25 protein-coding genes are annotated in these 25,523 nt (G+C 65.6%); 14 read left to right on the top strand and 11 right to left on the bottom strand.

Going from position 1 to position 25,523, the window contains the following annotated elements:
* Window positions 1–143: 143 nt before the first annotated feature.
* The 3 genes from A6W98_RS01690 to ggpS are packed head-to-tail and all read left to right on the top strand — an operon-like array spanning window position 144 to window position 3,553.
* Entirely contained in the window at window positions 144–1,268 is a 1,125-nt protein-coding gene (locus A6W98_RS01690; RefSeq protein WP_081251726.1) for an NAD(P)H-dependent glycerol-3-phosphate dehydrogenase, read from the top strand.
* Window positions 1,265–2,047, top strand: a complete 783-nt coding sequence (locus A6W98_RS01685; RefSeq protein ID WP_042457076.1) for an HAD-IIB family hydrolase — start codon at window positions 1,265–1,267, stop codon at window positions 2,045–2,047. The genes A6W98_RS01690 and A6W98_RS01685 overlap by 4 nt, the downstream gene beginning before the upstream one ends.
* Before the next feature lie 3 nt (window positions 2,048–2,050).
* The gene (ggpS, locus tag A6W98_RS01680) at window positions 2,051–3,553 is read left to right on the top strand and encodes a glucosylglycerol-phosphate synthase (protein WP_063491298.1); all 1,503 of its coding nucleotides are present in this window, start codon (window positions 2,051–2,053) and stop codon (window positions 3,551–3,553) included.
* 211 nt (window positions 3,554–3,764) lie between these two features.
* On the opposite strand, the gene gyrB is transcribed toward ggpS, so the two are convergent.
* The 8 genes from gyrB to mutM form a co-directional block, all read right to left on the bottom strand.
* Window positions 3,765–6,182, bottom strand: a complete 2,418-nt coding sequence (gene gyrB / locus A6W98_RS01675; protein ID WP_042457070.1) for a DNA topoisomerase (ATP-hydrolyzing) subunit B — start codon at window positions 6,180–6,182, stop codon at window positions 3,765–3,767.
* Window positions 6,183–6,260: 78 nt separating this feature from the next.
* The gene (locus A6W98_RS20760; RefSeq protein WP_155735148.1) at window positions 6,261–6,857 is read right to left on the bottom strand and encodes a hypothetical protein; all 597 of its coding nucleotides are present in this window, start codon (window positions 6,855–6,857) and stop codon (window positions 6,261–6,263) included.
* A gap of 388 nt (window positions 6,858–7,245) precedes the next feature.
* Complete coding sequence (gene recF, locus A6W98_RS01665) at window positions 7,246–8,373, bottom strand: DNA replication/repair protein RecF (RefSeq protein ID WP_042457067.1); 1,128 nt, start codon at window positions 8,371–8,373, stop codon at window positions 7,246–7,248.
* Between the two features lie 79 nt (window positions 8,374–8,452).
* Window positions 8,453–9,571 (bottom strand): DNA polymerase III subunit beta, encoded by a 1,119-nt coding sequence (gene dnaN, locus A6W98_RS01660; RefSeq protein ID WP_042457064.1) that lies wholly within the window; start codon window positions 9,569–9,571, stop codon window positions 8,453–8,455.
* Window positions 9,572–9,694: 123 nt separating this feature from the next.
* Window positions 9,695–11,068 (bottom strand): chromosomal replication initiator protein DnaA, encoded by a 1,374-nt coding sequence (dnaA, locus tag A6W98_RS01655; protein WP_042457061.1) that lies wholly within the window; start codon window positions 11,066–11,068, stop codon window positions 9,695–9,697.
* A gap of 588 nt (window positions 11,069–11,656) precedes the next feature.
* Window positions 11,657–11,923: a 30S ribosomal protein S20 gene (gene rpsT, locus A6W98_RS01650; protein ID WP_042457058.1), complete on the bottom strand. Its 267-nt coding sequence runs from the start codon at window positions 11,921–11,923 to the stop codon at window positions 11,657–11,659.
* A gap of 182 nt (window positions 11,924–12,105) precedes the next feature.
* Entirely contained in the window at window positions 12,106–12,882 is a 777-nt protein-coding gene (locus A6W98_RS01645; RefSeq protein WP_042457055.1) for an enoyl-CoA hydratase, read from the bottom strand.
* Window positions 12,883–12,944: 62 nt separating this feature from the next.
* A complete protein-coding gene (mutM, locus tag A6W98_RS01640) occupies window positions 12,945–13,796 on the bottom strand; it encodes a bifunctional DNA-formamidopyrimidine glycosylase/DNA-(apurinic or apyrimidinic site) lyase (protein ID WP_042457052.1) in 852 nt (283 codons plus the stop codon).
* 87 nt (window positions 13,797–13,883) lie between these two features.
* Between mutM and ubiE the strand changes: the two genes are divergently transcribed.
* Together ubiE and ubiB are read left to right on the top strand one after the other, a co-directional pair.
* Window positions 13,884–14,636, top strand: coding sequence for a bifunctional demethylmenaquinone methyltransferase/2-methoxy-6-polyprenyl-1,4-benzoquinol methylase UbiE (ubiE, locus tag A6W98_RS01635; RefSeq protein WP_042457049.1), 753 nt, complete (start codon window positions 13,884–13,886; stop codon window positions 14,634–14,636).
* Entirely contained in the window at window positions 14,637–16,169 is a 1,533-nt protein-coding gene (gene ubiB, locus A6W98_RS01630; RefSeq protein WP_072071636.1) for a 2-polyprenylphenol 6-hydroxylase, read from the top strand.
* A gap of 30 nt (window positions 16,170–16,199) precedes the next feature.
* On the opposite strand, the gene A6W98_RS01625 is transcribed toward ubiB, so the two are convergent.
* Together A6W98_RS01625 and A6W98_RS01620 are read right to left on the bottom strand one after the other, a co-directional pair.
* Window positions 16,200–16,862, bottom strand: coding sequence for a flagellar hook capping FlgD N-terminal domain-containing protein (locus A6W98_RS01625; protein ID WP_042457043.1), 663 nt, complete (start codon window positions 16,860–16,862; stop codon window positions 16,200–16,202).
* Between the two features lie 12 nt (window positions 16,863–16,874).
* The gene (locus A6W98_RS01620) at window positions 16,875–18,566 is read right to left on the bottom strand and encodes a flagellar hook-length control protein FliK (protein WP_168161801.1); all 1,692 of its coding nucleotides are present in this window, start codon (window positions 18,564–18,566) and stop codon (window positions 16,875–16,877) included.
* Between the two features lie 117 nt (window positions 18,567–18,683).
* On the opposite strand from A6W98_RS01620, the gene A6W98_RS01615 reads away from it, so the two are divergent.
* The 6 genes from A6W98_RS01615 (at window position 18,684) to A6W98_RS01590 (ending at window position 22,915) form a co-directional block, all read left to right on the top strand.
* Entirely contained in the window at window positions 18,684–18,992 is a 309-nt protein-coding gene (locus tag A6W98_RS01615; RefSeq protein WP_081251725.1) for a rod-binding protein, read from the top strand.
* On the top strand, window positions 18,979–19,317 hold the full coding sequence (locus A6W98_RS01610; RefSeq protein WP_042457037.1) for a hypothetical protein: 339 nt from the start codon (window positions 18,979–18,981) through the stop codon (window positions 19,315–19,317). The genes A6W98_RS01615 and A6W98_RS01610 overlap by 14 nt, the downstream gene beginning before the upstream one ends.
* Before the next feature lie 208 nt (window positions 19,318–19,525).
* The gene (locus tag A6W98_RS01605) at window positions 19,526–20,725 is read left to right on the top strand and encodes a flagellin (RefSeq protein WP_042457034.1); all 1,200 of its coding nucleotides are present in this window, start codon (window positions 19,526–19,528) and stop codon (window positions 20,723–20,725) included.
* A gap of 80 nt (window positions 20,726–20,805) precedes the next feature.
* A complete protein-coding gene (flaF, locus tag A6W98_RS01600) occupies window positions 20,806–21,186 on the top strand; it encodes a flagellar biosynthesis regulator FlaF (protein ID WP_042464387.1) in 381 nt (126 codons plus the stop codon).
* The gene (gene flbT, locus A6W98_RS01595; RefSeq protein WP_042457031.1) at window positions 21,183–21,593 is read left to right on the top strand and encodes a flagellar biosynthesis repressor FlbT; all 411 of its coding nucleotides are present in this window, start codon (window positions 21,183–21,185) and stop codon (window positions 21,591–21,593) included. The genes flaF and flbT overlap by 4 nt, the downstream gene beginning before the upstream one ends.
* Window positions 21,590–22,915 (top strand): DUF1217 domain-containing protein, encoded by a 1,326-nt coding sequence (locus A6W98_RS01590; RefSeq protein WP_052677884.1) that lies wholly within the window; start codon window positions 21,590–21,592, stop codon window positions 22,913–22,915. Before flbT ends, A6W98_RS01590 begins: the two co-directional genes overlap by 4 nt.
* Before the next feature lie 45 nt (window positions 22,916–22,960).
* On the opposite strand, the gene A6W98_RS01585 is transcribed toward A6W98_RS01590, so the two are convergent.
* On the bottom strand, window positions 22,961–24,328 hold the full coding sequence (locus A6W98_RS01585; RefSeq protein ID WP_042457028.1) for a FliI/YscN family ATPase: 1,368 nt from the start codon (window positions 24,326–24,328) through the stop codon (window positions 22,961–22,963).
* Between the two features lie 84 nt (window positions 24,329–24,412).
* Here A6W98_RS01585 and A6W98_RS01580 point away from each other — a divergent pair, with 84 nt between their 5' ends.
* Genes A6W98_RS01580 through fliE form a run of 3 tightly spaced genes read left to right on the top strand, consistent with a single transcriptional unit; the run spans window position 24,413 to window position 25,519 of the window.
* Complete coding sequence (locus A6W98_RS01580) at window positions 24,413–24,802, top strand: FlgB family protein (RefSeq protein ID WP_042457025.1); 390 nt, start codon at window positions 24,413–24,415, stop codon at window positions 24,800–24,802.
* 21 nt (window positions 24,803–24,823) lie between these two features.
* Window positions 24,824–25,216: a flagellar basal body rod protein FlgC gene (gene flgC, locus A6W98_RS01575; protein ID WP_042457022.1), complete on the top strand. Its 393-nt coding sequence runs from the start codon at window positions 24,824–24,826 to the stop codon at window positions 25,214–25,216.
* A 12-nt stretch (window positions 25,217–25,228) separates the two neighbouring features.
* On the top strand, window positions 25,229–25,519 hold the full coding sequence (gene fliE / locus A6W98_RS01570; protein WP_042457019.1) for a flagellar hook-basal body complex protein FliE: 291 nt from the start codon (window positions 25,229–25,231) through the stop codon (window positions 25,517–25,519).
* The last annotated feature ends 4 nt before the right edge of the window (window positions 25,520–25,523 follow it).

Genomic DNA, 25,523 nt, shown 5'->3' with positions numbered 1-25,523 from the left:
TAGGTTTGTCGGGCGAGCCCGCCGGACCGGTCGCCTTGGCCGTTCGGGTCTGGCGGCGCCGGGGCCAGCCGTTTCGCGGCGCGTCGCCGCCGCAGCGTCCCGGTTTGCGGCCTCAGATTGCGGGCAAGGAGATACGAACCGACATGAAAGACATCGCAGCCCCGGACCGGCAGTCCGCGCCCTTCGACACGGTCGCCGTGCTTGGCGCAGGATCCTGGGGGACGGCGCTGGCCAGGGTTCTGGTTCGCAATGGCCGCAATGTCCGGCTCTGGGCGCGTCGTCCGGCGCTGGCCCGGGAGATCGCCGCCACCGGGCGGAATTCGCAATACCTTCCCGGCATCGAGCTTGGCGATACGCTGAGCGCTACCGCCTCTCTGACCGAGGCGCTGGAGGGGGCCGAGGCCGTATTGATCGTCACGCCTTCGGCCACCTTGCGCGAGATGTGTCGCGCCGCCGCGCCGCATATGCCCGCGGGCATTCCCATCGCGCTCTGTGCCAAGGGGATCGAGCTCGGCTCGGGGCTGCTGCTGTCCGAAGTCGCGGCCCAGGAACTGCCGGGCCATCCGATCGGCGCGATCTCGGGGCCGACCTTCGCGCGCGAGACCGCGCTCGGCCATCCGACCGCGGCGACCGTCGCCTTTCCCTTCGCCTATGCCGACCGGCTGGCGCCCCATGACAGCCCCGCGGCGCGGATGGCGATGTCGGTCGGGGGGCATGGCTTCCGGCCCTATGTCTCGGACGATCTGGTCGGCGTCGAGGTCGGCGGCGCGGTCAAGAACGTGATCGCCATCGCCTGCGGGATGATGTCGGGGGCGGGCTTTGCCGAGAATACACGCGCCGCCCTGATCGCCCGGGGCGTCGACGAGATGAAAGTGCTGGCCGAGTCGCTGGGTGGGCAGCGCGAGACCGTGACCGGGCTTTCGGGCGCGGGCGATCTGACGCTGACCTGTTCCTCGACCACCTCGCGCAACATGGCCCTGGGCACCCAGCTCGGCCAGGGCATCGCGCGCGCCGATTGTTTCGGCGGACGTCCGGTCGTGGTCGAGGGCGAGGTCAATGCCCGCTCGGTCATCGACCTGGCCCGCCGGATCGAAGTGCCGATGCCGATCTGCGAGACCGTCAATGCGGTCCTGCATGAGGGCGCCGATCTCGAGCGCAGCTTCTCGGATCTCTGGACCCGGCCGATCGAGGCCGAGCCGCGTGCCCTCACGCTGTCGCTGGACCATCCCGCCCCGACCGTTCCCCTGCCTTTCGGAGGTTCCTCATGAATGTTGCCACCGCCCCCCACCCGCCGTTGTCGGACCGCCGCTTCGTGCTGGCGACCGATCTGGACGGCACCTTCCTGGGCGGCACCGAGGCCGAGCGGCGGCGCCTTTACGACTGGATCGAGGCCAACCGCGCCAGCGTGGGGCTGATCTTCGTCACCGGGCGCGACCCGGATTTCATCATGGAGATGTGCGCCGAACGGGGCCTGCCCTGGCCCGAATACGTGGTCGGCGATGTCGGCACCTCGATTGCCGAGGTCCATCCCGGCGAGGCGATCCGGCCGATCCCGGCGCTGGAAGAGGATATCTCGCGGCGCTGGGGCGACAGCGGCGCGCGGGTGCGGGCGGCGCTTGACGGCCATCCCGGGCTGACACTGCAACCCACCGAGTTCCGCTACCGCGTCAGCTTTGACATGGACGCCGAGACCTACGACCCCTCGGCCGAGGCGAAGGTCGAGGCGATGGGGCTCGACTGGCTGATCTCGGCCGATTGCTATTTCGACGTGCTGCCCAAGGGCGTCTCGAAGGGACCGTCCCTGCGCCGGCTGGTCGCGCATCTGGCCATCCCCGAAGGCCGGGTGCTGGCTGCGGGCGACACGCTGAACGATTTGTCGATGCTGGAATGCGGCCTGAACGCCGTCGCCGTCGGCAATTCCGAGCCCGCTCTGGTCGAGCGGGTCCGCGATCTCGACCATCTGCACATCGCCCGGGCGCATGGCGCCGCGGGTATCATGGAGGCCATCGCCGCTTTCGATCTTCACACCGTACCTACAGGAGCCTGACCCATGCCCTCGGATCTTGTCATCGTCTATCACCGCCAGCCCTACGAGGAGGTGGAGGAAGACGGAAAGATCGTCCTGCGCGAGAACAAGAGCCCGAACGGCATCGTGCCGACCCTGAAAAGCTTCTTCGGTCGCTTCGACAAGGGCGCCTGGATCGCCTGGAAACAGGCCGAGGACCCGGCCAATCCGGATTTCGAGCGAGTGATCGAGGTCGACGATGCCTTCGGCCAGTATACGGTCTCGCGGCTGCCGCTGACCGCCGAACAGGTCAGCAGTTTCTACCACGTCACCTCGAAGGAGGCGTTCTGGCCGATCCTGCATTCCTTCAAGGAACGCTACAATTACGACCCCGTCGACTGGCCGACCTTCCGCGAGGTGAACTGGATCTTCGCCGAGGCCGCCGCCGCCGAGGCCGCCCCGGGCGCCGTGGTCTGGATCCATGACTACAACCTGTGGTTGGTGCCGGGCTATCTGCGCAAGCTGCGCCCCGATGTGAAGATCAGCTTCTTTCACCACACGCCCTTCCCCTCGGCCGACATGTTCAACGTCCTGCCCTGGCGCAAGGAGATCCTGCAAAGCCTGCTGGCCTGCGACGTGGTTGGGTTTCACATTCCGCGCTATGTCTCGAATTTCGTCTCGGCCGCGCGCAGTCTGCTCGATGTCGAGGTGACGGGGCGCCAGAAGGTCGAGCCCGAATTCGCGGCGGAAGTGACCGCGCTGTCGGAGCGCAGCGTGCCGACAGAGCTGGAATACGAAGACCGCCGGATCACGGTGCAGGCCTCTCCGGTGGGGGTCGATGCCGATTATATCGACGCGGTTGCCCGGCGCGACGAAACCGCCGAACGTGCCGAGGAGATCCGCGCCGAGATGGGCGGCGCCAAGCTTCTGCTGTCCGTCGGGCGGACCGATTACACCAAGGGCGGGATCGACCAGTTGCTCAGCTATGAACGGCTGCTGGAGGCACAGCCCGACCTCTGTGGCCAGGTCCGGCTGATGCATGTCTCGGTGCCCGCCAATCGCAACATGACGGTCTACGAGAATATCCAGAACGATCTGGAACAGATGGCCGGGCGCATCAACGGCCGTTTCGGCAGTCTCGACTGGCAGCCGATCGTGCTGATCTCGCGGGCGATCCCGTTCGAGGATCTGGTCGCCTATTACAGGGCCGCCGATGTGGCCTGGATCACGCCGCTGGCCGACGGGATGAACCTCGTCTGCAAGGAATTCTGTGCTGCCCGGGTCGATGGCGACGGGGTGCTGGTCCTGTCGGAATTCGCGGGCGCGGCGGTCGAGATGGGCGCGGCGCTGCTGACCAACCCGTTTTCGCACCGCTCGATGGACAGTGCCATCGCCCAGGCGCTGGAGATGCCCAAGGCCGAACGGCGCGACCGCATGGCCGCGCTTCGCGACGTCGTCCATCGCCACGACGTCCGGTTCTGGGCCAATCATCAGATGGAGGCGCTGTCGGGCTCGGCGCCCGGGGCCGCCGCCATGCCCGCGGCCTGATCTTTTCCCGGCGGGGCGTCGTCACCCTCGCTGGGCGCGCCCTGCTTCGGCCGCTGTAAGAGGCGGCTGGCGACGCTGCGACTTGCAGGTCTGGCATGGCCTGAGCTTCGGGGTATCGAACGGCGAGATATGATCTCGCGATAGGCAAGCTCAAGGCAAGGCGCGCAAAGTCATGGGGATCGCGCCTTGTCGCACGCGATCCCGCACCGTGTCAGAAGTCGAGATTGGCCACGCTCAGGGCGTTCTGCTGGATGAACTCGCGCCGCGGCTCGACCACGTCGCCCATCAGCTTGGTGAAGATGTTGTCGGCCTCGGCCACATCCTCGACCCGCACCTGCAGAAGCGTCCGCGCCTCGGGGTCGAGCGTTGTTTCCCAGAGCTGCTCGGGGTTCATCTCGCCCAGCCCCTTGTAGCGCTGAAGCGACAGGCCCTTCTCGCCCTCGGTCAGGATCGCCTGCAAAAGTTCGGAGGGCGCGTGGATCGGCTGGTCGCGATCCTTGCGGATCAGTCTGGCCGGGTGCTGGTAAATCTCCTGAAGCTTGGCGGTGAAGGTGCCGAGCCTGGCCGCCTCGGCCGAGCGCAGAACCTGGCCGTCGAGCACCCGCACCTCCTCGACGCCGCGCACGACGCGCGAGAAGCGCATGCCCTTGTCCTGGGTCGGGCGGCCGAGCCAGCCGCGTTCGTATTCGAGCGCGATCAGGTCGAGCCGCTGCGCCACCGCATCGGCGGTGCCCTGCAGGTCGGCGTCGATCTGGCCGGGCCGGAATGCCCCGGCAATGGCGGCCTGTTCGAGGATATGGGCGGGGTAATGGGTCGGGAAGGCCTGCAGGACGCGGCGCATCTGCCGCGCCTCGTCGATCACCCGGGCGAGATCCTTGGCGACGATTTCCTCGCCATCGCCAAGCCGCAGCACGGCGCCGTCGATGCCCATCTCGACAAGGTAATCCTCAAGCGCGGGCTGGTCCTTCAGGTAGACCTCGGACTTGCCGCGGGCCACCTTGTAAAGCGGCGGCTGCGCGATGTAGAGGAAGCCGCCCTCGATCACCTCGGGCATCTGCCGGAAGAAGAAGGTCAGCAGCAAGGTCCGGATATGCGCGCCGTCGACATCGGCGTCGGTCATGATGACGATCTTGTGGTAGCGCAGCTTCGAGATGTCGAACTCGTCCCGCCCGATGCCGGTCCCCAGCGCTGTGATCAGCGTGCCGATCTCCTGGCTCGACAGCATCCGGTCGAAGCGGGCGCGTTCCACGTTGAGGATCTTGCCCCGGAGCGGCAGCACCGCCTGATTGGCCCGGGCCCGGCCCTGCTTGGCCGAGCCGCCGGCGCTGTCACCCTCGACGAGGAAGATTTCGGACTTGGAGGGATCGCGTTCCTGGCAATCGGCCAGCTTGCCCGGAAGCGAGGCCACATCCATCGCCGTCTTGCGCCGGGTCAGCTCGCGGGCCTTGCGCGCCGCCTCGCGGGCCAGTGCCGCCTCGACGATCTTGCCGACGATGCTGCGGGCCTCCTGCGGATGTTCCTCGAACCATTCGGCGAGCTTTTCGTTCACCAGGCTCTCGACCGCGGGTCGCACCTCGGAGCTGACAAGCTTGTCCTTGGTCTGGCTGGAGAATTTCGGGTCGGGCACCTTCACCGACAGGACGCAGGTCAGCCCCTCGCGGGCATCGTCGCCGGTAAAGTTGACCTTCTCGCGCTTGGCGATGCCGCTCGACATGGCATAGGCGTTGATGGTCCGGGTCAGCGCCCCGCGGAACCCCGCCATATGGGTGCCGCCGTCGCGCTGGGGGATGTTGTTGGTGAAGGGCAGGACGGTCTCGTGATAGCCGTCATTCCACCACATCGCGACCTCGACGCCGATCCCGTCGCGTTCGCCGGTCATGAAGATCGGTTCGGCCATCACCGGCGTTTTCAGCTTGTCGATGTAGCGGACGAATTCGCGGACGCCGCCCTCGTAGCACAGCTCGACGCGCTGGGGCTCGGCCCCGCGCTCGTCCTCGAGCACGATGCGCACGCCGGAATTGAGGAAGGCCAGTTCGCGCAGCCGGTTCTCGAGCGTCTTGAAGGAATACTCGAGATTGGAGAAGGTCTCGGTCGAGGCCATGAAGCGGACCTCGGTCCCGCTGCGGCCTTCGGACGGGCCGACGACGCGCAGATGCTCGGCGGTGTCGCCATGTTCGAACCGGGCGACATGTTCATGCCCCTCGCGCCAGATCCGCAGTTCCAGCCAGTCCGACAGCGCGTTCACCACCGAAACGCCCACGCCATGCAGGCCGCCCGAGACCTTGTACGAGTTCTGGTCGAATTTGCCCCCGGCATGCAGCTGGGTCATGATGACCTCGGCCGCCGAGACGCCCTCTTCCTCGTGGATGCCGACCGGAATGCCCCGACCGTTATCGCTGACCGAGACGCTGGAATCGGCGTGGATTTTGACGGTGACGGCGTCGGCATGGCCCGCAAGCGCCTCGTCGATGCCGTTATCGACCACCTCATAGACCATGTGATGCAGGCCCGAGCCGTCGTCGGTATCGCCGATATACATGCCGGGGCGTTTGCGGACCGCTTCCAGGCCTTTGAGAACCTTGATGGAATCGGCGCCGTACTCTTCGGCCGCCCGTGCGTTTTCGACCATGTGCAGGATCCTTTGTTCGTCGCCGGTTTTATACGGTGTCGTGGTGGGATTGTCACGCAGCAGCCACAAGATTTGGTGTCATGCGAGGGGAATGATCCGCCCCGCCGCGATCGGTATCGCACTCGGGCGGCGATTGATCTGTCGCGACGCGCGGGGCGAGGTCAGCCACCCCGTATCCGATCGATGAAACGCGCGAGAGCCAGGTTGCCGGGACAGGCGCAACGGGCCAGATCGCCAAGATGACGGCGATGTTGATGTTCCCAAGGCTGCCGAACTCGAAGAGGCGGGGAGAAGGCTCATATGGAACGGGAAATCCGTGGGGTGCCGATGCGCGGTCATACCATCGAAAAAGCCCGCGGGGGTGCCCGGCCGGGTCAGACGGCGGTCGGCCGCAGTGCTGTGGCCGGCTTGACGGTTCAGAAGCGTCCCCATGGTCAGGAAAAACGCCGAGGCGGCCGGTCGCAGCAGCGCGAAGATCGTGAGCGGCGGCGAGAACGCCTCGCCCATCGCCACGCCCGCGGCAGAGCCGCCCGACAGCGTGCGCCCGGTGATCGCCAGCCGGACCGGCCCGTGCGTCAGGAAGAGGGGCAGATCCGCGCCCGCATAACGCACCAGATCGAGGTGGCTGCTGTCATGATGCGGGCGGGCAGGAGGCGGTGAGCCGCCCCTCGGCATAAAGCGGCCTGAATGGGGTATGCGGCAGTTCCCGGACATGGCCGTCGGTATCGGCATAATCGCCCGAATAGGCGCCCCGGAACACCTCTTGTGGCGGCTTGAGTGGCTCGGCTCCGGTCCGGAGCGTGACCGCCTGGGCGGCATCGATGCCAATCCGGTCGGGAAAGCTCTGTGCCAGTGTCCTGTGCCGGAGGCATCGCCCCGGTGCTATGCGGCGCCTCGGGGCGCCCCTGATCGGTGACCAGCGCGGCTCGCTCGAAAAGCCCCGGGGCCATCCCGTAGGGGTGTAACAAAACGGGGCCCTCGCCGATCTCGGCGGGCCACCAGCCAAGGGCCTCGTAAAGACTGCGGGTGCAGCCAAGATCGCCCACGCCCGGTGTGACGCGGGTCACGCGCTTCGGGGGCACGCGCCCTCCATCCTCTCGATCTGGCTGGTGCCGTCGGTCTCCCGTACTTCAAGATACTGGGCGCGCGCGCCTAGCCCGGCGAAAAGCTCTGCCCCGGTCCCGGTCATGAAGGCCTGCGCTTTCAGCGCCGAGATCTCGTCGTAAAGCGCGGCCCGGCGTCCCGCATCGAGATGGGCCGCGACCTCGTCCAGAAGCAGCAGCGGCGGCGCTCCGAAATCCTGCGCCAGCGCCCGGGCATTGGCAAGGATCAGCGCGATCAGAAGCGCCTTCTGCTCGCCGGTCGAGCAATGCCGCGCCTCGATGCCCTTGGCGTCGAAAACCGCGCCCAGATCGGCCCGGTGCGGTCCGGCCAGCGTCCGTCCCGCCGCCATGTCGCGCCCCCGCCCGGTAGCCAGCGCTCCGGCCAGGGCCCCTGCATCCGCGGGATCAGACCCCTCGGGCCCGGCCAAAGCCAGCGTCGCGCGCGGAAAGGCGGTCTCGGCCTCGGCCTGCGCCGCCTCCAGCCGCATCAGCGCGGCGCGTCGGTTCGCGCCAAGAACCGCCCCGGCCTCGGCCATCTGCGCCTCGAGCGCGCCGAACCAGTGCGGGTCGCGCACCTCGTCCTTCAACAGCCGGTTGCGCTCGCGCATGGCCTTTTCATAGGCCAGCGTCGCTTCGGCATGGCCGGGTTCGAAACTCAGCGCGATCCGGTCCAGAAACCGCCGCCGCCCCTCGGCGCCCTCGATCCAGAGCCGGTCCATCGATGGCACCAGCCACAGCACCCGCGCGATCCGCGCCAGCGCCACCTGCGTAGCCGCCTTGCCGTCGAGCCGAACCTGCCGGTTGCCGCCCGGCATGGCCCAGGTCTCGATCTCGTGCCCGGACCTAGGACCGCTCAGCACCGCCGCGACCTTCCAGCCCAGCCGCCCCGGAGCCCGCGCTAGGTCCTCGGCCGCGGCCCGGCGCAGACCCCGGCCAGGCGAGAGCAGCGACACCGCTTCCAGCAGATTGGTCTTGCCCGCCCCGTTCGGTCCGAAGACCGCGACCGGGCGCCCGTCAAGCACCAGCCGCGCCCGCTCATGCGAGCGGAACTGCGAAAGGGTCAGCTCTGTCAGCAGAAGTCCGGGCACGGCCTGCCCTTCTTCTTGGCGAAAATACCCGCGCTTCAGGCACCCGGCATCAGCCGGGCCCCGCAACACGTTCTGGTGTTCAGACCCGCATCGGCATCACGACATAGACCGCCGAGGCATCGTCGCCCTCGCGCATCAGGGTCGGATCGCCGGATGAGTTGAACAGGAAGACGGCATTCTCGCGATCGACCTGACCGGCAATCTCCAGCAGGTATTTCGCGTTGAACCCGATTTCGAGCCGCTCGTCGCCATAGGCCACGACCAGCTCTTCCTCGGCCGCGCCGCTGTCGGGCGAGGTGACCGATAGCGTCAGTCGATCCTCCTCGAGCGCAAGCTTGACCGCGCGCGAGCGTTCCGAACTGACCGTCGCCACGCGGTCGACCGCCTTGGCGAATTCGGCCGCGTCGACCTCGAGCCGCCGGGCGTTGTTCACGGGGATCACCCGCGAATAATCCGGGAAGGTGCCGTCGATGACCTTCGAGGTCAGGGTGATTTCGGGCGTGGCGAAGCGCACCTTGGTTTCGCTGACCGACACGGCGATCTCGACCTCGTCATCCTCGAGCAGCTTGCGCAGCTCTCCGACCGTCTTGCGCGGCACGATCACGCCGGGCATGGTCTCTGCCCCGGGCGGCAGGGTTGCGTCGATCCGGGCGAGCCGGTGGCCGTCGGTCGCGACGCAGCGCAGCGCCTGGCCATCCTCGCCGGCGGCCACATGCATGTAGACGCCGTTCAGGTAATAGCGCGTTTCTTCGGTCGAAATGGCGAATTTCGACTTGTCGAAGAGCCGCCGCAGGACCGGTGCCTTGGCGGTGAAGTTGGACGTGTATTCCGAGGAGGCCATCACCGGGAAGTCTTCGCGCGGCAGCGTTGCCAGCGTGAAATGCGACCGCCCCGCCACGACCGTCAGCCGCCCCGATGCCCCGTCATCCGATAGCTCGACCAGCGCGCCATCGGGCAGCTTGCGCACGATCTCGTGCAGCGTCACCGCCGGAACCGTCGTCGCGCCGGCCCGTTCGACCGTCGCCGGCGCCTTGTCGACCACCTCGATATCGAGATCGGTCGCGCGGAAGCTGACCGTTGCGTCCTCGGCCTCGATCAGAAGGTTGGCGAGGATCGGAATGGTGTTGCGTCGCTCGACCACCGATTGCGCCTGGCCCACCGCCTTCAGGAGTGCGCCGCGTTCGATGCTGAATTTCATGCCCCTCGCTCCTCTTGCGCCCGGGAGGCGAACCCTAACGGTTTCGCTTCCCTGCTCAAGCGTTTTGTTGGACTGTCCGAGACTTTGACAAGGGCGTCAAGGGTCGCCCGGATATGCGGCCGGTCAGGCTTCGAGCATGCGGCGCAAAAGTTCCAGATCCTCGTCGATCTGGCTGTCCTTGCTGCGCAGATCCTCGATTCGCTTGACCGCATGCATGACCGTGGTGTGGTCCCGTCCGCCGAAGCGGCGGCCGATCTCGGGCAGGCTGCGCTGGGTCAGCTGCTTGGCGAGATACATCGCGATCTGGCGCGGCCGGGCGATGGTGCGGTGCCGCTTGGGCCCGATCATGTCGCTGAGGCGCATGTTGAAATGCTCGCTCACCTTGCGCTGGATCTCCTCGATCGTGACCTTGCGGTCCGAGGCGCGCAGGATGTCGGCCAGGCAGTCCTGGGCCAGATCCAGGGTGATTTCCTTGCCGACCAGCGAGGCGAAGGCGAACAGCCGGGTCAGCGCGCCTTCCAGCACGCGGACATTGGTGGTGATCCGGTAGGCGAGGAATTCCAGCACCCCGTCGGCGATCACGAGGCCCGGATACTGCATCCGGTACAGCTCGACCTTCTGCTGCAGGATGCCGAGCCGCAGCTCGTAATCCGTGGGATGCAGGTCGACGACGAGGCCGCATTGCAGGCGGCTGCGGATCCGGTCCTCGAGATCCTTGATCTCGCCCGGCGCGCGGTCGGCGGAAATCACGATCTGCTTGTTCTGGTCCACGAGCGCGTTGAAGGTATGGAAGAACTCTTCCTGGGTGCTGTCCTTGCCGGCGATGAACTGGACGTCATCGACCATCAGCACGTCGACGGAGCGGAACAGCGACTTGAACCCCATCATGTCGCGTTCGCGCAGCGCCTGCACGAAGCGGTACATGAACTGTTCGGCGGAAAGGTAGACCACCTTCTTTTCCGGCGCCCGGTGCAGCAGATCCCAGGCGATGGCATGCATCAGGTGGGTCTTGCCCAGGCCCACGCCGCCATAAAGGAACAGCGGGTTGAACGCGACCGGACCGCCTTCGCCGACGCGGCGCGCGGCGGCATGGGCAAGCTCGTTCGGCTTGCCGGTGACGAAGCTGTCGAAGGTGAAGCGCGCATCGAGCGGCGCGCCCGGCATGTCGCCCTCGTCGCGCGGCTCGGCCGCGGCCCGGCGGGCCGGAGCGGCCGCGGCCTCAGGCGCGGCAGCTGCCGCAGGGGCGACCCGCTTCGGCGCGGCGACGGCGAATTCGAGCCGGTCGACCTCGACGCCGCTGCGGGCGAGATGTTCGATGATCTTGTCGCCGAAATTGCGGTTGACCCAGTCGCCGACAAAGCTGGTGGGAACACCGAACCGCGCCACCCCGTCTTCAAGGGCGCGGAATTCCAAAGGGGCAATCCAGGTTACGAAGTTGTTCTTGCCGATCGATTTTTCCAAGTCATCTCGAATGCGTCCCCAGGTGTCGTCTGTCATCTTCTTTGCCCGCTCTTAGCCGATCCAGCGAAACCGGACGCCCTGCCCGACGCTCCGTCGTGGAGCGGCCGTCAGGACCCCGGTGCGCACCGACATGGAAGAGCGGACCCTTTGGCAAGAACGACACTCCCCGACCGGGAACCGCCATCGCGGCGCCCGGATTCACTCCAGTCGCTTTGCCTTTCACGGTCCTTTGGACATGAGACACAACCCGCGGACGGGACGAGGCCCCGTCTGGCTTGCGGCAGCGTTCGATCAGAGCGCATTCCCTGAATGCGCGCCCTGACCGGCAAGCCCCACCTCGATCTTCTTCCCTGCCGATATCGGCCGGCTCAAAAGAAGATCGTGCCGCGGGTTGTTCCGCGTCATGCCCCCCCAAGTCGATGTGAATCGCCTAGAGACGGTAGACCGGTGGTCGTGAGGGGTGCAACCGAACTTCGGCCTTGACTGCGCGCATGTGCGGAACGAATCCGGAGTGTGTTGCCGCAGGCCTTTCCGGGGGGGCAGAGCCGCCCCCAAAGAGAAAGGGCGCGCCCTTTCGGTCGCGCCCTTCCGAGCCCTTGTTTTTATGGCGCAAACGGCCTCGGATCAGGCGTTCAGCGCCTTCACGCGCGAGGCGAGGCGCGACATTTTCCGGGAGGCGGTATTCTTGTGCAGGACGCCCTTGGTGACCCCGCGCATCAACTCGGGCTGGGCCTCGCGCAGAGCAGTCGCAGCCGCCGCCTGATCGCCCGAAGCGATCGCTTCCTCGACCTTCCGGAGGAAGGTGCGGATGCGCGAACGACGCGCCTTGTTGACGGCATAGCGGCGCTCGTTCTGACGGGCGCGCTTCTTGGCTTGGGGCGAATTGGCCATGTGGTCCTTTTCCCTTTCCCGGGTCTCGTGGTCAAAATCTCTCGCGCAACGAGTCCCAGGCCGGGTTTTCCTGCCACCGGCTGATTCCGGCCAGAGCGGGCCTCACGCGCATATAAGGCGCGGCTTATAGCCAAGCTTGCCGCAAAAGGAAACCGGAAAATGCGCCGCCTCGGCGGTGCGCGTCACTTGTCGCGGAACTGGGGCTCGCGCTTCTCGACGAAGGCCTGCATGCCCTCGGCCCGGTCCTCGGTCGCGAACATCATGTGGAACATCCGCCGCTCGAACAGCAGGCCTTCGCGCAGAGTGGTCTCGAAGCTGCGGTTGACGCATTCCTTGACCGCCATCGTGGTCAGCGCCGATTTCTCGGCGATCTTCTGCGCCGCGGCCATCGCCTCTTCGATCAGCTTCTTGGCGGGTACGACGCGGCTGACCAGCCCAGCGCGCTCGGCCTCTTCGGCATCCATGAAGCGCCCGGTCAGGTGCATGTCCATCGCCTTGGACTTGCCGACCGCGCGGGTCAGGCGCTGGGTGCCGCCGATCCCGGCAACGACGCCGAGATTGATCTCGGGCTGGCCGAATTTCGCGGTGTCGGCGGCGATGATGAAATCGCACATCATCGCCAGCTCGCAGCCGCCGCCCAGCGCATAGCCCGCCACCGCGGCGATGATCGGCTTGCGGCATGCCAGCAGGCGCTCGGTCTCCGGCGTGAAGAGATCGCCCGCGAAGACGTCGACGAAGCTCTTCTCGCTCATCTCGCGGACATCCGCCCCTGCGGCGAAGGCCTTTTCCGTCCCGGTCAGGACGATGCAGCGGACCTTCTCATTGGCGTTGGCCTCGCTCACGGCCTCGGCCAGTTCGCCCATCAACTCGCCGTTCAGCGCGTTCAGCGCCTCGGGCCGGTTCAGGCGGACCAGCGCCACGTGGTCCTCTATCTCGACGATCAGCGTCTTGTAAGCCATGGACTGACGGCCTCCGTTCGGTTCGAACCCGAGTCCTTAACAGTCTCCTGCCAGCGATCAAGCTATCTTTGGCATTGCGGACAGTAGAAAGTCGATCGGCCGGACTGTACGACCCGGTGGATGCGACCGGCGCATCCGGGAGAGGGGCAGGGCGCGCCTTCCCGTCCATAGGCCCGGAAATTGTGCTGGAAATAGCCAAGTTCGCCATCGGCCTGGCGGTAGTCCTTTAGGCTCGAACCGCCGGCCTCGATCGCCTCCGAAAGGACCGTGCGGATCGCCGGAACCAGGGCGGCGACACGGGCTGCGGCAATCCGGCCCGCCTTGCGCAGGGGGGAGATGCCGGCCCGGTGCAGCGCCTCGCAGACATAGATATTGCCGAGCCCGGCGACCACATGCTGGTCGAGCAGCGCGGCCTTGATCGGGGTCTGCCGCCCCTTCAGTCGTCCTGCAAGGTAGGTCTCGTCGAAGCCGTTGCCCAGCGGCTCGGGGCCGAGCCCGGCCAGCAGCCGGTGGTCGGCCACCGCCTCGGTCGGGGTCAGGTCCATCGCGCCGAAACGACGCGGGTCGTTGAAGGTGACGCGTGCGCCGCCCTCGAGCTCGATCACCACATGGTCATGCTTCTGCGGCGCCGGATGCGGATGCACGAACTGCCCCAGCGCCACGCCAGAGATCAGCACCCGCCCGGACATGCCCAGATGCAGGATCAGGGTCTCGCCGGTCGAAAGATCGACGAGAATGTATTTCGACCGCCGCCCCAGCCGCAGCACTTGAGCGCCGGTCAGCCGCTCGGCCATCCGCTCGGGCAGGGGCCAGCGCAGGTCAGGGCGATTCACCCGGGTCGCGACGATCCTGCGGCCTTCCATCGCAGGCGTCAGCCCGCGACGCACTGTCTCTACCTCTGGCAATTCCGGCATCGGCCCCTTCCTTCCAGCGGGGAACACATTGTAGTCCCCGCAGAGCGCCCTATAAGAAGGGCCGTGAAAACGAACGGCAAGGCCCCCATGACCGAGAGTGCCCAGAAGACCACCCATTTCGGGTTCCAGACCGTCGCCGAAGAGGAAAAGGCCGGACTCGTCCACGGGGTGTTTACCCGCGTCGCCTCGCGTTACGACCTGATGAATGACCTGATGTCGGGCGGTGTTCACCGGGTCTGGAAGGACGCGATGATGGACTGGCTCGCCCCACAGCCGCATCAGCGTCTTCTGGACGTGGCGGGCGGCACCGGCGACATCGCCTTCCGCTTCCTCGGTCGCGCGCCGGGCGCGACGGCCGTGGTCTGCGACATGACGGAATCGATGCTGGTCGAAGGCCGCAAGCGGGCCGAGGCCGACAACCTCGCCGCCAGTCTCGACTGGGTCGTGGGCGACGGCATGGCGCTGCCTTTCGCCGATAACAGCTTCGATGTCTTCACGAATTCCTTCGGTACCCGGAATATCACCCGGATCCAGGATGCGCTGAACGAGGCCTACCGGGTGCTGAAACCCGGCGGACGGATGATGATCCTCGAATTCAGCCAGATGCCGAACCCGCTTCTGCAATGGGCTTATGACCGCTATTCCTTCAACGTGATCCCGCCGCTGGGCCAGTTCGTCGTCAATGACCGCGACAGCTACCAGTATCTGGTGGAATCGATCCGCAAGTTCCCCGATCAGGAGACCTTCGCGTCCATGATCCGCCAGGCCGGTTTCGAACAGGTGAAGTATCGCAACCTGTCGATGGGCATCGCGGCGCTGCATTCCGGGTGGAAAATCTAGGTGCGCGGTCCTCACAACATCTGGAGGCTGGTCCAGACGCTGGCCACTATGGAACGTACCGGCGCGAACCGTTTCGTGCTGGAACAGCTGGGGGCGCCCGCCAGCGTCCGGGCCGCGGCCCGGGTCATGGGCTGGCCGTTCAAATGGCTGGGCGAAAACGGCGACGAGGCATTGCCGCCGGCGACCCGCGCAATCACCGCGCTGGGGCCTGCCTATATCAAGTTCGGCCAGATCCTTTCGACCCGGCCCGACGTGGTTGGCGACGAGTTGGCGGTGCAGCTGCGGGTGCTGCAGGACAAGCTGCCGCCCTTCCCGACCGAAATTGCCAAGGAGACGGTGGCCCAGGAACTGGGCGAACCCGCCGACGAGCTGTTCTCGGAATTCTCCGAGCCGATCGCGGCCGCCTCCATCGCCCAGGTGCACCGCGCGCGCATCGCCCGGACCGGCGAACTGGTCGCGGTGAAGGTGCTGCGTCCCGGTGTCGAGCGCAATTTCCGCAAGGATATCGACGCCTTCTACTTCGCAGCCTCGACCATCGAGCTGCTGGCGCCGTTCTCGCGCCGGCTGCGGCCGACCGATGTCATTGCGCATTTCGACGGGGTGGTGACGGGCGAGCTGGATCTGCGGATCGAGACAGCGCAGGCGGCCGAATTCGTCGCCAATACCGAAAACGACAAGGGCTTTACCGTGCCCCGGGTGATCTGGCCGCTGTCGTCCAGGCGGGTCATGACCATGTCCTGGTGCGAGGGCGTCCCGATCGGTGACAATGCCGCGCTCGATGCCGCGGGCCATGACCGCCGCGCGATCGGCGAGCGGGTGTTGTCGATGTTCCTGCGCCACGCCCTGCGCGACGGCTATTTCCATGCCGACATGCATCAGGGCAACATGAAGGTCGGCGCCAGCGGCGAAATCCAGTGCTTCGATTTCGGCATCATGGGCCGGATCGACGAATATACCCGCCGGGTCTATGCCGAGATACTCTATGGTTTCATCCGGCGCGACTATCGCCGCGTGGCCGAGGTGCATTTCGAGGCGGGTTATGTCCCTGCCGACCGTGAGATCGACGAATTCGCCCAGGCCCTGCGTTCGGTTGGCGAACCGATCTTCGGGATGGACGCGACCCATATCTCGATGGCGAAGCTGCTGGCCTATCTCTTCGAGGTGACCGAACGCTTCGGCATGGCGACCCGGACGGAGCTGATTCTGCTGCAACGGACCATGGTCGTGGTCGAAGGTGTGGCGCGCTCGCTCAATCCGTCGATCAATATCTGGGAAGTGGCCCGGCCCATCGTCGAGGAATACATCAAGGAGAATATCGGTCCGAAGGCCGTAGTGCGCGACTTGGGTCGTACCGCGCGGGTCCTGTCCCGTTTCGGGCCCCGGTTGCCGGAACTGGCCGAGGCCGCGCTGATCCGTCAGTCGCAGACCCAGCCCGAACCGCGACGGCGGTCATGGGTCCAGCCGCTGCTCTGGATGGGGGCGGGCGCCGCCCTGACCTGGATCGGCGCAGGGCTGGCGCTGTTGCTGTCCTGACCTCGGTGGCCTGCTTTTTGTGCAGGCCGGTCAGACCGGATCGCGCAGCGCCGAGACGTCGTTCGAGTTTACGATGCTGCCGCTTTCGAACACGACGCTGACCTTGCCCGCCTCGGTCCTGACCTCGACGATGGGGGCATAGACTTGGCCGAGCGTCTCCGACATCTGGCTGCCATCGGCGGCATAGTTCTCGACAATGAAACTGTAGGTGTCGGCCTTTGCCTCGCTTTCGCCGGGCCAGGTGACGGTTTCCGCCGGGAGGTCGATTTCCCGGCTCTCGACGATACTGCCTTCGGAATTTCGTACCACCAGCTTGGCGAAGGAGGCGTCGGCCTCTATTTCGGGTAGGATGGTAAGCTGGGTCGAGCCGTCATATTTGACCGCTACAGGCGCTGCGGCCTCCATTCCGACCCAGGATCCGTATTGAGACAGGCCGCCGCCGCCCAGGTTCTCGGTCAGGTTCGTGAGCAGGTCATTGGTCAGCACCTGCTGTTCGACGCCGGAAAAGGTCGCGATCTGAAGCGCATATTCCGAGGATTCCATCGGATTGAGTGGATCCTGATTCTCGAGTTGGGTGGTCAGCATGTGCAGGAAGGTCTCGAAGTCGTTGCTGATGAGCGTCTTCGAATTTCCGCTGCTTGAGGAGGAGGAGGCGTTCGTGGCGGCGGTTGCGGCGGTTACGCTGTCGGTCATGGTATCTGTCCCTCAAAGCCGGAGATCTAGGCCGCCGCCCGCTGTCCTGGGCGAGGTCGTGTTCGCGGAAAGGAGGCCCGTCTCGGTCCCCTCCTCGTTCGGGGCCGGACCCGCGGCAGCAAAGCCGCGGCCCTGTCCGGGCGCATTGTTCTGTCGGCCGGTGAAGTCGAGAACGACTTCGCCGTAGCCGAGGTCGCGCATCGCATTCGCCAGCGTGTCCCCATGGCGCCGCATCAGGTCGAGCGTATCGGCTCGGTCGGCAGAGATGTTGACGGTGATGCCGTGATCGCCGGGTGTCAGAGACAGGCGCACCCGACCGAGTTCTTCCGGGCTGAGGGTGAGGTGGACCGATCCGTCGGAAGCCCGGTGGAGCGATTCGGCAATCTGGCGGATGGCGGTTCGCGGTGTGTCCGCAAGTGCGGGTGCCGCCGTGTGGCGGGCGGTTTCCGAGCCCCGGATCTGGTCTGAGCCGCTGCGTTCGGAAGCCCCCGAATCGGTCGCAGCCGTCGGATCGCCGCGTGACCCATCAATCGCGGTCTGGATATCGATGGCGGTCCCCGCGATAGGGGGGGCGCTGGCGGCGGCATCGGGCTTCGCGGCCATCGCATGCAGAGCTGTTGGTGCGGTCGGTGTTGCCGATGTGTTTTCCCGGTGCGCCGAGGCGTGCCCCTTCTGATCGCCCTTGGGCTCCGATGCCGGGTCATCCGAGGCGATGGCCCGCGCCGCCACCGCGACCGTCTGGCTTTGCGCGGCTTCGCGGCCCGGCAGCATGCTGTACCCTTGCCGGGATGCTGTCTGCCCGGAGGGGCCCTCCTTCGACGCGACGGCTTCCGGTGCGGCATCGGCTATTTCCGGAGAAGAACGGTTTGTCGTGCCGTCTTTCGGAGCGGTCGAGTTCAGCGCGGCGCCCTCCTTGTTGCCCGCCTGCAGTGCCTCGGGGGACGTTCCCGACAGGAGGGGCGCTGCGTTCGCCTGAGCCGCAGCGGTGGAAGATGATGCGGGGACCGCCTTTGCCTCTTTCGAGGCAGACGGAGCGGTCTCGGACTGTGGGGCGGTGTCTTCCGCTTGCTGCGCGGCGGTCTGCTGAGCTGTCGTGCCGCCGGTCGCGATCACCGGCCGGGCGTCGGCCAAGGGGGAGGATGCAAGAAGGGCGGCGTTGGGCTGAGATTCTGCCAACTGTTGTCTGGGATCGGCCGTCAGCGGCACAGATGTCGTCTTGGCCATGTCGCTGTCGGCGGACGCGGCGGTTGTGCCCGCCCCCGCTGCTGCCGTCTCTGTCGGGAGGGCCTGCGTCTTGGTGGCCGCTCCTGTCCCGGGCTGCGGGGCGGTGGAGAAGCCCGCCATCGCGGGAAGCTCCGCGATCGCGTCGTTCGCGTCGGCCGGATCGTTCTTCACGGTGTCGCTACCGGCCCTTGTCTCGGCGGTTTCGTCGACCTCCTCGGCGCTGTCCTCGCTGTTTTTCCGGGCGCCCGGCGGAGCGGAGGAGGGCGTTTCCTCAGCGCGGTCGGACGCGGCCGATGTCTTGGGAGTGTCCCGTCGCGCGGCCTCCCGGGCTGTTTCGTTCCGGTCGGAAGGCCTTGTATCGTCGAAGGCCGAACGGAAATCAGAGCCGTCCGGGTCGGCGGCCCCGGCGGAGGAAGCCGGCCTGTCGGGCCGGGAGGACGCGGAAGCGCCGAGCGTGTCGATGGGAAAGGGAACCTGCATGCTTTTGACCATACTTCTGTCGGAGTTGGCGGCAGATTGACCCGAAATCGGTTACCGGTCCTTTACCGGAATCCCCCAATAACTGAAAAAACGACTCGCAGTTTAGGGGTTCATGCCATGCTGCCTTCATCACCAACGCCGATCGGGCCGACTTTGCCGACGGATCGCGATGCCCGGCTCGCCCGGCTGCGCGAGGCCGCCGAGAAGCTGGAGGCTCGATTCCTCTCTGAAATGCTAGCCTCGGCGGGGCTGGGCAACGTTTCTGGCGAGCTGTCCAGCGGCACGTTCGGCGGCGGTATCGGAGAAACCCAGTTCACGTCTTTCTTGCGCGATGCCCAGGCCACGGAAATGGCCCGCGCAGGAGGTATCGGTCTTGCTGAAAGCATCTTCGAATCACTCAAGGAGCGAATGGATGACCCCGATTGACATGATCGCCGACCTGCTCGAGCGCGAATATCAGGCGCTCCGGCACAGCGACTTTGAAGCCCTGCGCGCATTGACGGACGAAAAGGAGCAACTGGTCGCGCGGTTGCAGTTGCCGTCCGAAGCCGACCGCGAGGCGCTGGATGGGCTGCGCAGCAAGGCGCGGCGCAATGATCGTCTGCTGGAAGCGGTCGAAAAGGGGCTCGAGTCGGCCCGGGTCTCGCTGAAGCGGCTGCGAGAACCTGCCGCCGCGCTCGATACCTACACCCAGCGTGGCGAGCGCACCCGCATCGGCGCCACGCCCTCGGCTCTGACACGCCGCGCCTGAGCCCTATTTTAGCCAAATCCTACGTTTAGAGATGTCTGCGATTAGTCGTCCCTTAACCCCGGGCTGGAAAGCTCGGGGCGCGCCCTGAGACGGGTGGCACGGCACGGAAAACTCCGCAGCCGTATGGGTCAGAAAGCCTTCAATTGCCGCTTATCCGCGGCTCAACCCCTTGGGCGCAAAGCGCCTTGTACTTGGAAGGACCATACCCATGTCCAGCATTCTGACGAACTCCAGCGCGATGGTCGCGCTCCAGACCCTCAAAGGCATCAACTCCAGCCTCGAAAAGACCCAGTCGGAAATCTCCACCGGCAAGTCCGTCGGCTCGGCCAAGGACAACTCGGCTGTCTGGGCCATCTCGAAGGTCATGGAAAGCGACGTGTCGGGCTTTGACGCCGTCTCCGACAGCCTTGCCACCGGTCAGGCGATGATCGGCGTGGCACGGACTGCCACCGAGACGGTCACCGACCTGCTGAAGGACATCAAGACCAAGGTTGTCGCCGCCCGTGACGCGACGTCCGATACCACCAAACTGCAGAACGAGACCGACGAACTGATCAGCCTGGTGGAAGCCACAATCGGTGCCGCCCAGTTCAACGGCGTCAACCTGATCGACTCCGGTACCGGGACCTCGGTGGTCGGGTCGATCGACCGCAATGGTGGCACGGTCACCGCGAACTCGATCACGATCAACGCTCAGAACCTGAACACTGCGGCTGCTGCCACCGCCGCCGGCCAGCTGGCCGCCGGTACCGCAGGCGGCAACCTCGTCGTCGCCGGCAACAACAACGACGGCGCCGTCGCCATCGGCTCCGGTGATCAGGAAGCCTTTGCCCTGTCGGCCGTGGCTCAGGACGAAACCATCACCGTCACGCTGGGCGATCAGAACTTCAGCTATACCGTGACCGCCGATGATGTGGCGTCGGGTAACGACGCGAACGAAATCGCGCTGTCGAATCTGCGCGATCTGATCAATGCGGCTGGCATCACCGGTGTCACGGCACTCTACGATCCGGTGGGCGCTGCCGGGGAACTCACCATCGATAACCAGGGCACCGACGATATCAACATGGCGGTGCGTGCGCGGGCCGACGGTGCGGGCGCTCTGGCCGGGCTGAACGGCTTCAGCATCACCGGCGGGACCGCGCTGGCCGATATCGAGACGATGATCAACTCCTCGATCGACGCGGCCGCGGCCTTTGGTGCGGCGGAATCCCGTCTGGAAACCCAGTCGGACTTCCTCTCGAAGCTGACCGATGCGCTGAAAACCGGTATCGGCGCCCTTGTCGACGCCGATATGGAGGAAGCTTCGGCCCGCCTCCAGGCGCTTCAGGTGCAGCAGCAGCTGGGCACCCAGGCTCTGTCGATCGCCAACCAGTCGCCGCAGAACCTTCTGTCGCTCTTCCGTTAAGGACGGTCGGCCGGGGCCAAAGTGCCCCGGCCTTCTCCGCCTGAGAGCTGAAAGCTACGTTAGGAATGGAAGGACAGAACGTGAACGCACTTCAGATGGCCCAATCGGCCTATTCCGCCCCGAACCAGAACAAGACCCGCAGCCCTCGCGCCACCGAATACGCCGCCTTCGTTCGCATTACGTCGCAGATCAAGCAGGCTCACGAGGCCGGACGGCGCGCTTTTCCCGCCCTTGCCGCCGCGCTGCACAAGAATCGCAAGCTCTGGCGCACGCTGGCAATCGACGTCGCCGACAAGGACAATGTGTTGCCCGCCGAGCTGAGGGCGCGCATCTTCTACCTTTACGAATTTACCGATTATCACACCGATGAGGTTCTTGCCGGTCGTGCCAAGCCGACCGCGCTGATCGAGATCAACACCGCCATAATGCGCGGGCTCGCCGAGCGGGAGCGCGTGTCATGAGCGGGGGGCTGGTTCTCAAGCTCGGTCCCAAGGAGCGTGTTCTGGTGAACGGCGCGGTGATCGAGAATGGTGATCGCCGTACGCGGCTGTCGATCAAGACACCGAACGCAAACATTCTGCGCCTGCGCGACGCGATCCATCCTGAAGAGGTCAACACGCCGGTTCGCCGGGTCTGTTATGTGGCGCAACTCGTCCTGTCAGGAGACTCGACCCCGGCCGAGGCGCGTCCGCAATTGTTGCGCGGTATCGAGCAACTCAGCCAAGCGCTGACCGACCCGGATAGCCGGGCGCAGCTTGCGGCCGCCACAGATGCGGTCCTGCAGGATCAGTACTATCAGGTACTCAAGGCGTTGCGTGGGCTCCTTCCGCGCGAAGAACGTTTGCTCACGGGGCTTCGAGACCAATGAGTTTCCAGCCGGTTCTCCCTCTAACGGGCTATGCCGGTTGGCGCTTCCTCGAACGCACGATGGAGCGCCAGCAGGAAGCTTTCAACAAAAGTCCGGCGACACAGAAGGAACTGGACTATTTTGCCGACAATATCGGCAAGGTAAAATCGGCGGATGAGCTGGTTTCAGACTATCGTCTGCTGAAGGTCGCTCTGGGGGCTTTTGGCCTGCAGGACGAAATCGGCAACAAGTATTTCATCAAGAAGGTACTGACGGATGGCGTCGAGGATAAGGGGGCGCTGGCCAACAAGCTGGCCGACAAGAGCTACTACAAGCTCGCCGAGGCCTTCAGATTCGTGTCCTCAGGCGCAACCGCTGCAACGGTCGAGAAGGATTTCGCCAATGAGCTGAGCCTCAAGATCGAAGGGGCCGGATACCTCGCGGTGACAACTCCGACCGGAGAAGTCGCTTATACTCGTAACGTCGGCCTGAAGCGTGCCGAAGATGGCCATATCGTCACTGCCGAGGGCTACACCGTTGCGTCTATTGCCGATACCAGCCTGTTGCGCGGCTCGGATGGCGAGGGCGAAACGGACAACGAAAAGATCGTCTTTTCCGGGATCACCATTCCCGACTTCGCCCAGTCTATCAGCGTCAATGACGAAGGACAGGTTCACGGCTATTTCGAGGATGGTGGGCAGGGCCTTCTGCTTGGCCGGCTTGCTCTGAGCAGCTTCGCCGACGACGAAAGCCTTGCCGTTCTTGGCGCCGACCAGATGGACGAGGGGGCGGATACTAAGCCCGTGGATCGGGAGACGGCTTACTTCGTTGCCACCGAAGAGTCGGGCGAACCGATCTCGGGGCGCCCGCTTCAGGACGGGTTTGGCGGTTTCGTGCGGGGCGAGGCCGTCGAGGCACAGGAGCTCTTCGATACCGAGATGATCGCAGCAGCCTTTTTGACCCGCAGCTTCGAGGTGGCTGTCGGTGAACAGGACGACAGCATGCGACTTGCGCTCAATATCGACCGGGAACTGGCGATGCTCACCGCTGACAACATGTCGGAGGATGCCAAGTGGTTTTCCATTATGGGGTCCGAGCCGATGCGCGCGGTGTTCGACACGGCCTTTGGCCTGCCCAGCTCCTTCGCATCGCTGGACCTCGACCGCCAACTCGATGTTTACAAGACCAAAGCCAGGGCCATGTTCGGGGAAACCAGTGTTGTGCAATTCGCCGACGACGCCATTCGTGACGAGCTGATCAAGTTGTACATGATCCGGTCCGAGGCCAATACCGGCGCCGGGTACAGCTCGGGTCAGATCGCTCTGAGACTTTTGGGCGGCTGATCCTGCGACCGATCCGCATCCCCGCGCCCGGTCCCGGGGGCGAGCTCAGCCTTGGATCGTACGTAGTCCCGGCTTGACCGGCGCGGTCGAAGGCTTCGCGCTATCGAGAATCGCGGCGAGGCGCGCAAAGCTTTCGGCAACGCCACCGGGTGCGTCCTCCGACAGGAACGCATCGAGCCCGGGCCAGACGGCGATGGCCGCGTCGATTTCGGGGTCGGAGCCTGCAGCGTAAAGCCCCGCCTGGATCATCATTTCCGCCCGGTCATAAGCTCCCAGCAACCGACGGGCTTGGGCGATGATCGCGTTTTCCTCGCCTGTGGCAGCTCGGGGGAGGCTGCGCGAGACAGAGCGCAACAGATCGACCGCCGGAAACCGTCCGCGTTCGGCTATACGGCGGTCGAGCACGATATGTCCGTCCAGCACCCCGCGCAGGATGTCGGCTACGGGTTCCTCCATGTCGGAGCCGGCGACCAGCACCGAGAACACGGCTGTGATGTCGCCGCTATCGGCCACGCCCGGACCCGCGCGCTCGGCCAGCGACATGATCGCCTGTGCCGTGGAGGGGGGATAGCCGCGCAGTGCCGCGGGCTCGTCGGCCGCCAGGGCCAGTTCGCGATGCGCTTCGGCGAAGCGCGTCACGGAGTCTGCGAGAAAGAGAACATGATTGCCCTGGTCTCGGAAATGCTCGGCCACTGCCATGGCGGCCCAGGCCGCGCGGCGGCGCACCATTGGCGACTGATCTGAGGTCGCGGCAATCACGACCGCGCGCGCCATGCCTTCGGGGCCGAGCACCTGGCTGACGAATTCGCCCACTTCGCGTCCGCGTTCGCCGACCAGCGCGATCACGGTCATGTCGGCCTCGACACCGCGCGCGAATTTCGACAGGAGCGATGACTTTCCGACGCCCGAGCCTGCAAATAGCCCGATCCTCTGGCCCCGAACGATCGGGAGCAGTGTGTCGAAGGCGGCCAGTCCGGTGCCTAGGCGCGAGCCAAGCGGGCGGCGTGCGGTGGCGGGCGGTGGTGCCGAGCGGAGCGGGCGCGGCACCGAACCCGGCATCAGCGGCCGTCCGTCGAGCGGTTGCCCGAACGGGTCGACCACCCGGCCGAGCCAGGAGCTGTGCGGCGCAATCTCGCCCGGCCCCAGCAGGACCGCTCGGTCGCCGACCGACAGACCCTCGGGCGTGCCGTCGGGGAGCACCGTGACCGTGCCTTGGGCTAGGGCCAGAACCTCGCCGCGCCGCCTTGTGCCGCGACCATGTCTGAACTCGACGAGATCGCCCAACCCGGCGCTTTCGGAGAGGCCAGCCACGGTGACGGTACCGCTGCCCGCGGCCACGACCCGACCCATGGTTCGCACCGGCGTCAGGGCGGAAATTCGGGCGATAAGCGATGAAAACGGGTTTTGCGGCATGAGGATTCTCCCGAAACGATCATGACTTACGGTTTCTAAAGGAATCAAGCTTAAGCATCGTCTGAGACCGAGGGAGAAACCCCGATGTTCGAGAAGCTTGAAATCTTCCGGATGGCGTCCGGGCTGGCCAAACATGCCGGCACACGTCAGACCGTCATTGCGCGAAACATCGCGAATTCCGACACGCCCGGCTATCGGGCGGAGGATGTCGCGGATTTCGCCAAGACCTATCGCAGGTCGGACACCGGCACCCAGATGCGTGCCACGCGGCCTGGCCACATGGCCTGGCGCGAGACTGCCTATGTCGCTCGGAACACCGACAGCGCCGATCCGGAAGAGCCGAATGGCAACACCGTTTCGGTCGAGGATCAGATGGTCAAGGCGGTCGAGACAAAGCGCCAGCACGACCTTGCGCTGGCGGTTTACCGAAGCTCGCTCGGGATCCTGAGAACCAGTCTCGGGCGGCAGAGATAACCAGAATGGTAGGAGCCCAGGATGAACGATCTTAGCCAGAGTTTCGGCCTGTCGGCCAGCGGCCTGAAGGCCCAAGCAACCCGGCTGCGGCTGGTATCCGAGAATATCGCCAATGCCGATACGCCCGGATATCGACGCAAGCTGACCACCTTCGAGACCGAGCTGACCTCGCATGGTCCGACCGGCGAGGTGCGGACCGGCCGGGTATCGCTCGATCAGTCGGATCTGACCAAAGTGCATGATCCGTCGCATCCGCTGGCCGATGCGACGGGCAGTTACGACGGCTCGAACGTGGATCTTGTCGTCGAGATCGCTGACGCGCGCGAGGCGCAGCGCAGCTACGAGGCGAACCTCAAGATGTTCGACCAGGCACGCCAAATGTCGCGCGGCCTGCTCGATCTGTTGCGTCGATAAGGAGAGACGGAGATGGATCTGAAATCCAGTACCGCCGCCCTTGGATATACCACGGCGCGTCCGGCGACCCTGCCCCAACCCGGAGATGACGGCGTCGAGAAGACCTTTGCGGCCGCGGCCCAGGGCTTGTCGGACACGATCCGGAATGCCGAGCAGACCGCGATGTCGAGCATGACCGGCGGTGCCGACCCGCATGCCCTGGTGCAGGCGCTGGCGCAGACCGAACTTGCGGTCGAAACCGCGATCACGATCCGTGACAAGGTGGTCGAGGCCTATCAGGAAATCCTGAGGATGCCGGTTTAGCGCC

The sequence above is a fragment of the Rhodovulum sulfidophilum DSM 1374 genome (genome assembly GCF_001633165.1).
Classification (GTDB): Bacteria; Pseudomonadota; Alphaproteobacteria; order Rhodobacterales; family Rhodobacteraceae; genus Rhodovulum; species Rhodovulum sulfidophilum.
The sequence above is the reverse complement of the archived record's forward strand: the minus strand, read 5'-3'. Positions and strand labels throughout refer to the sequence as shown.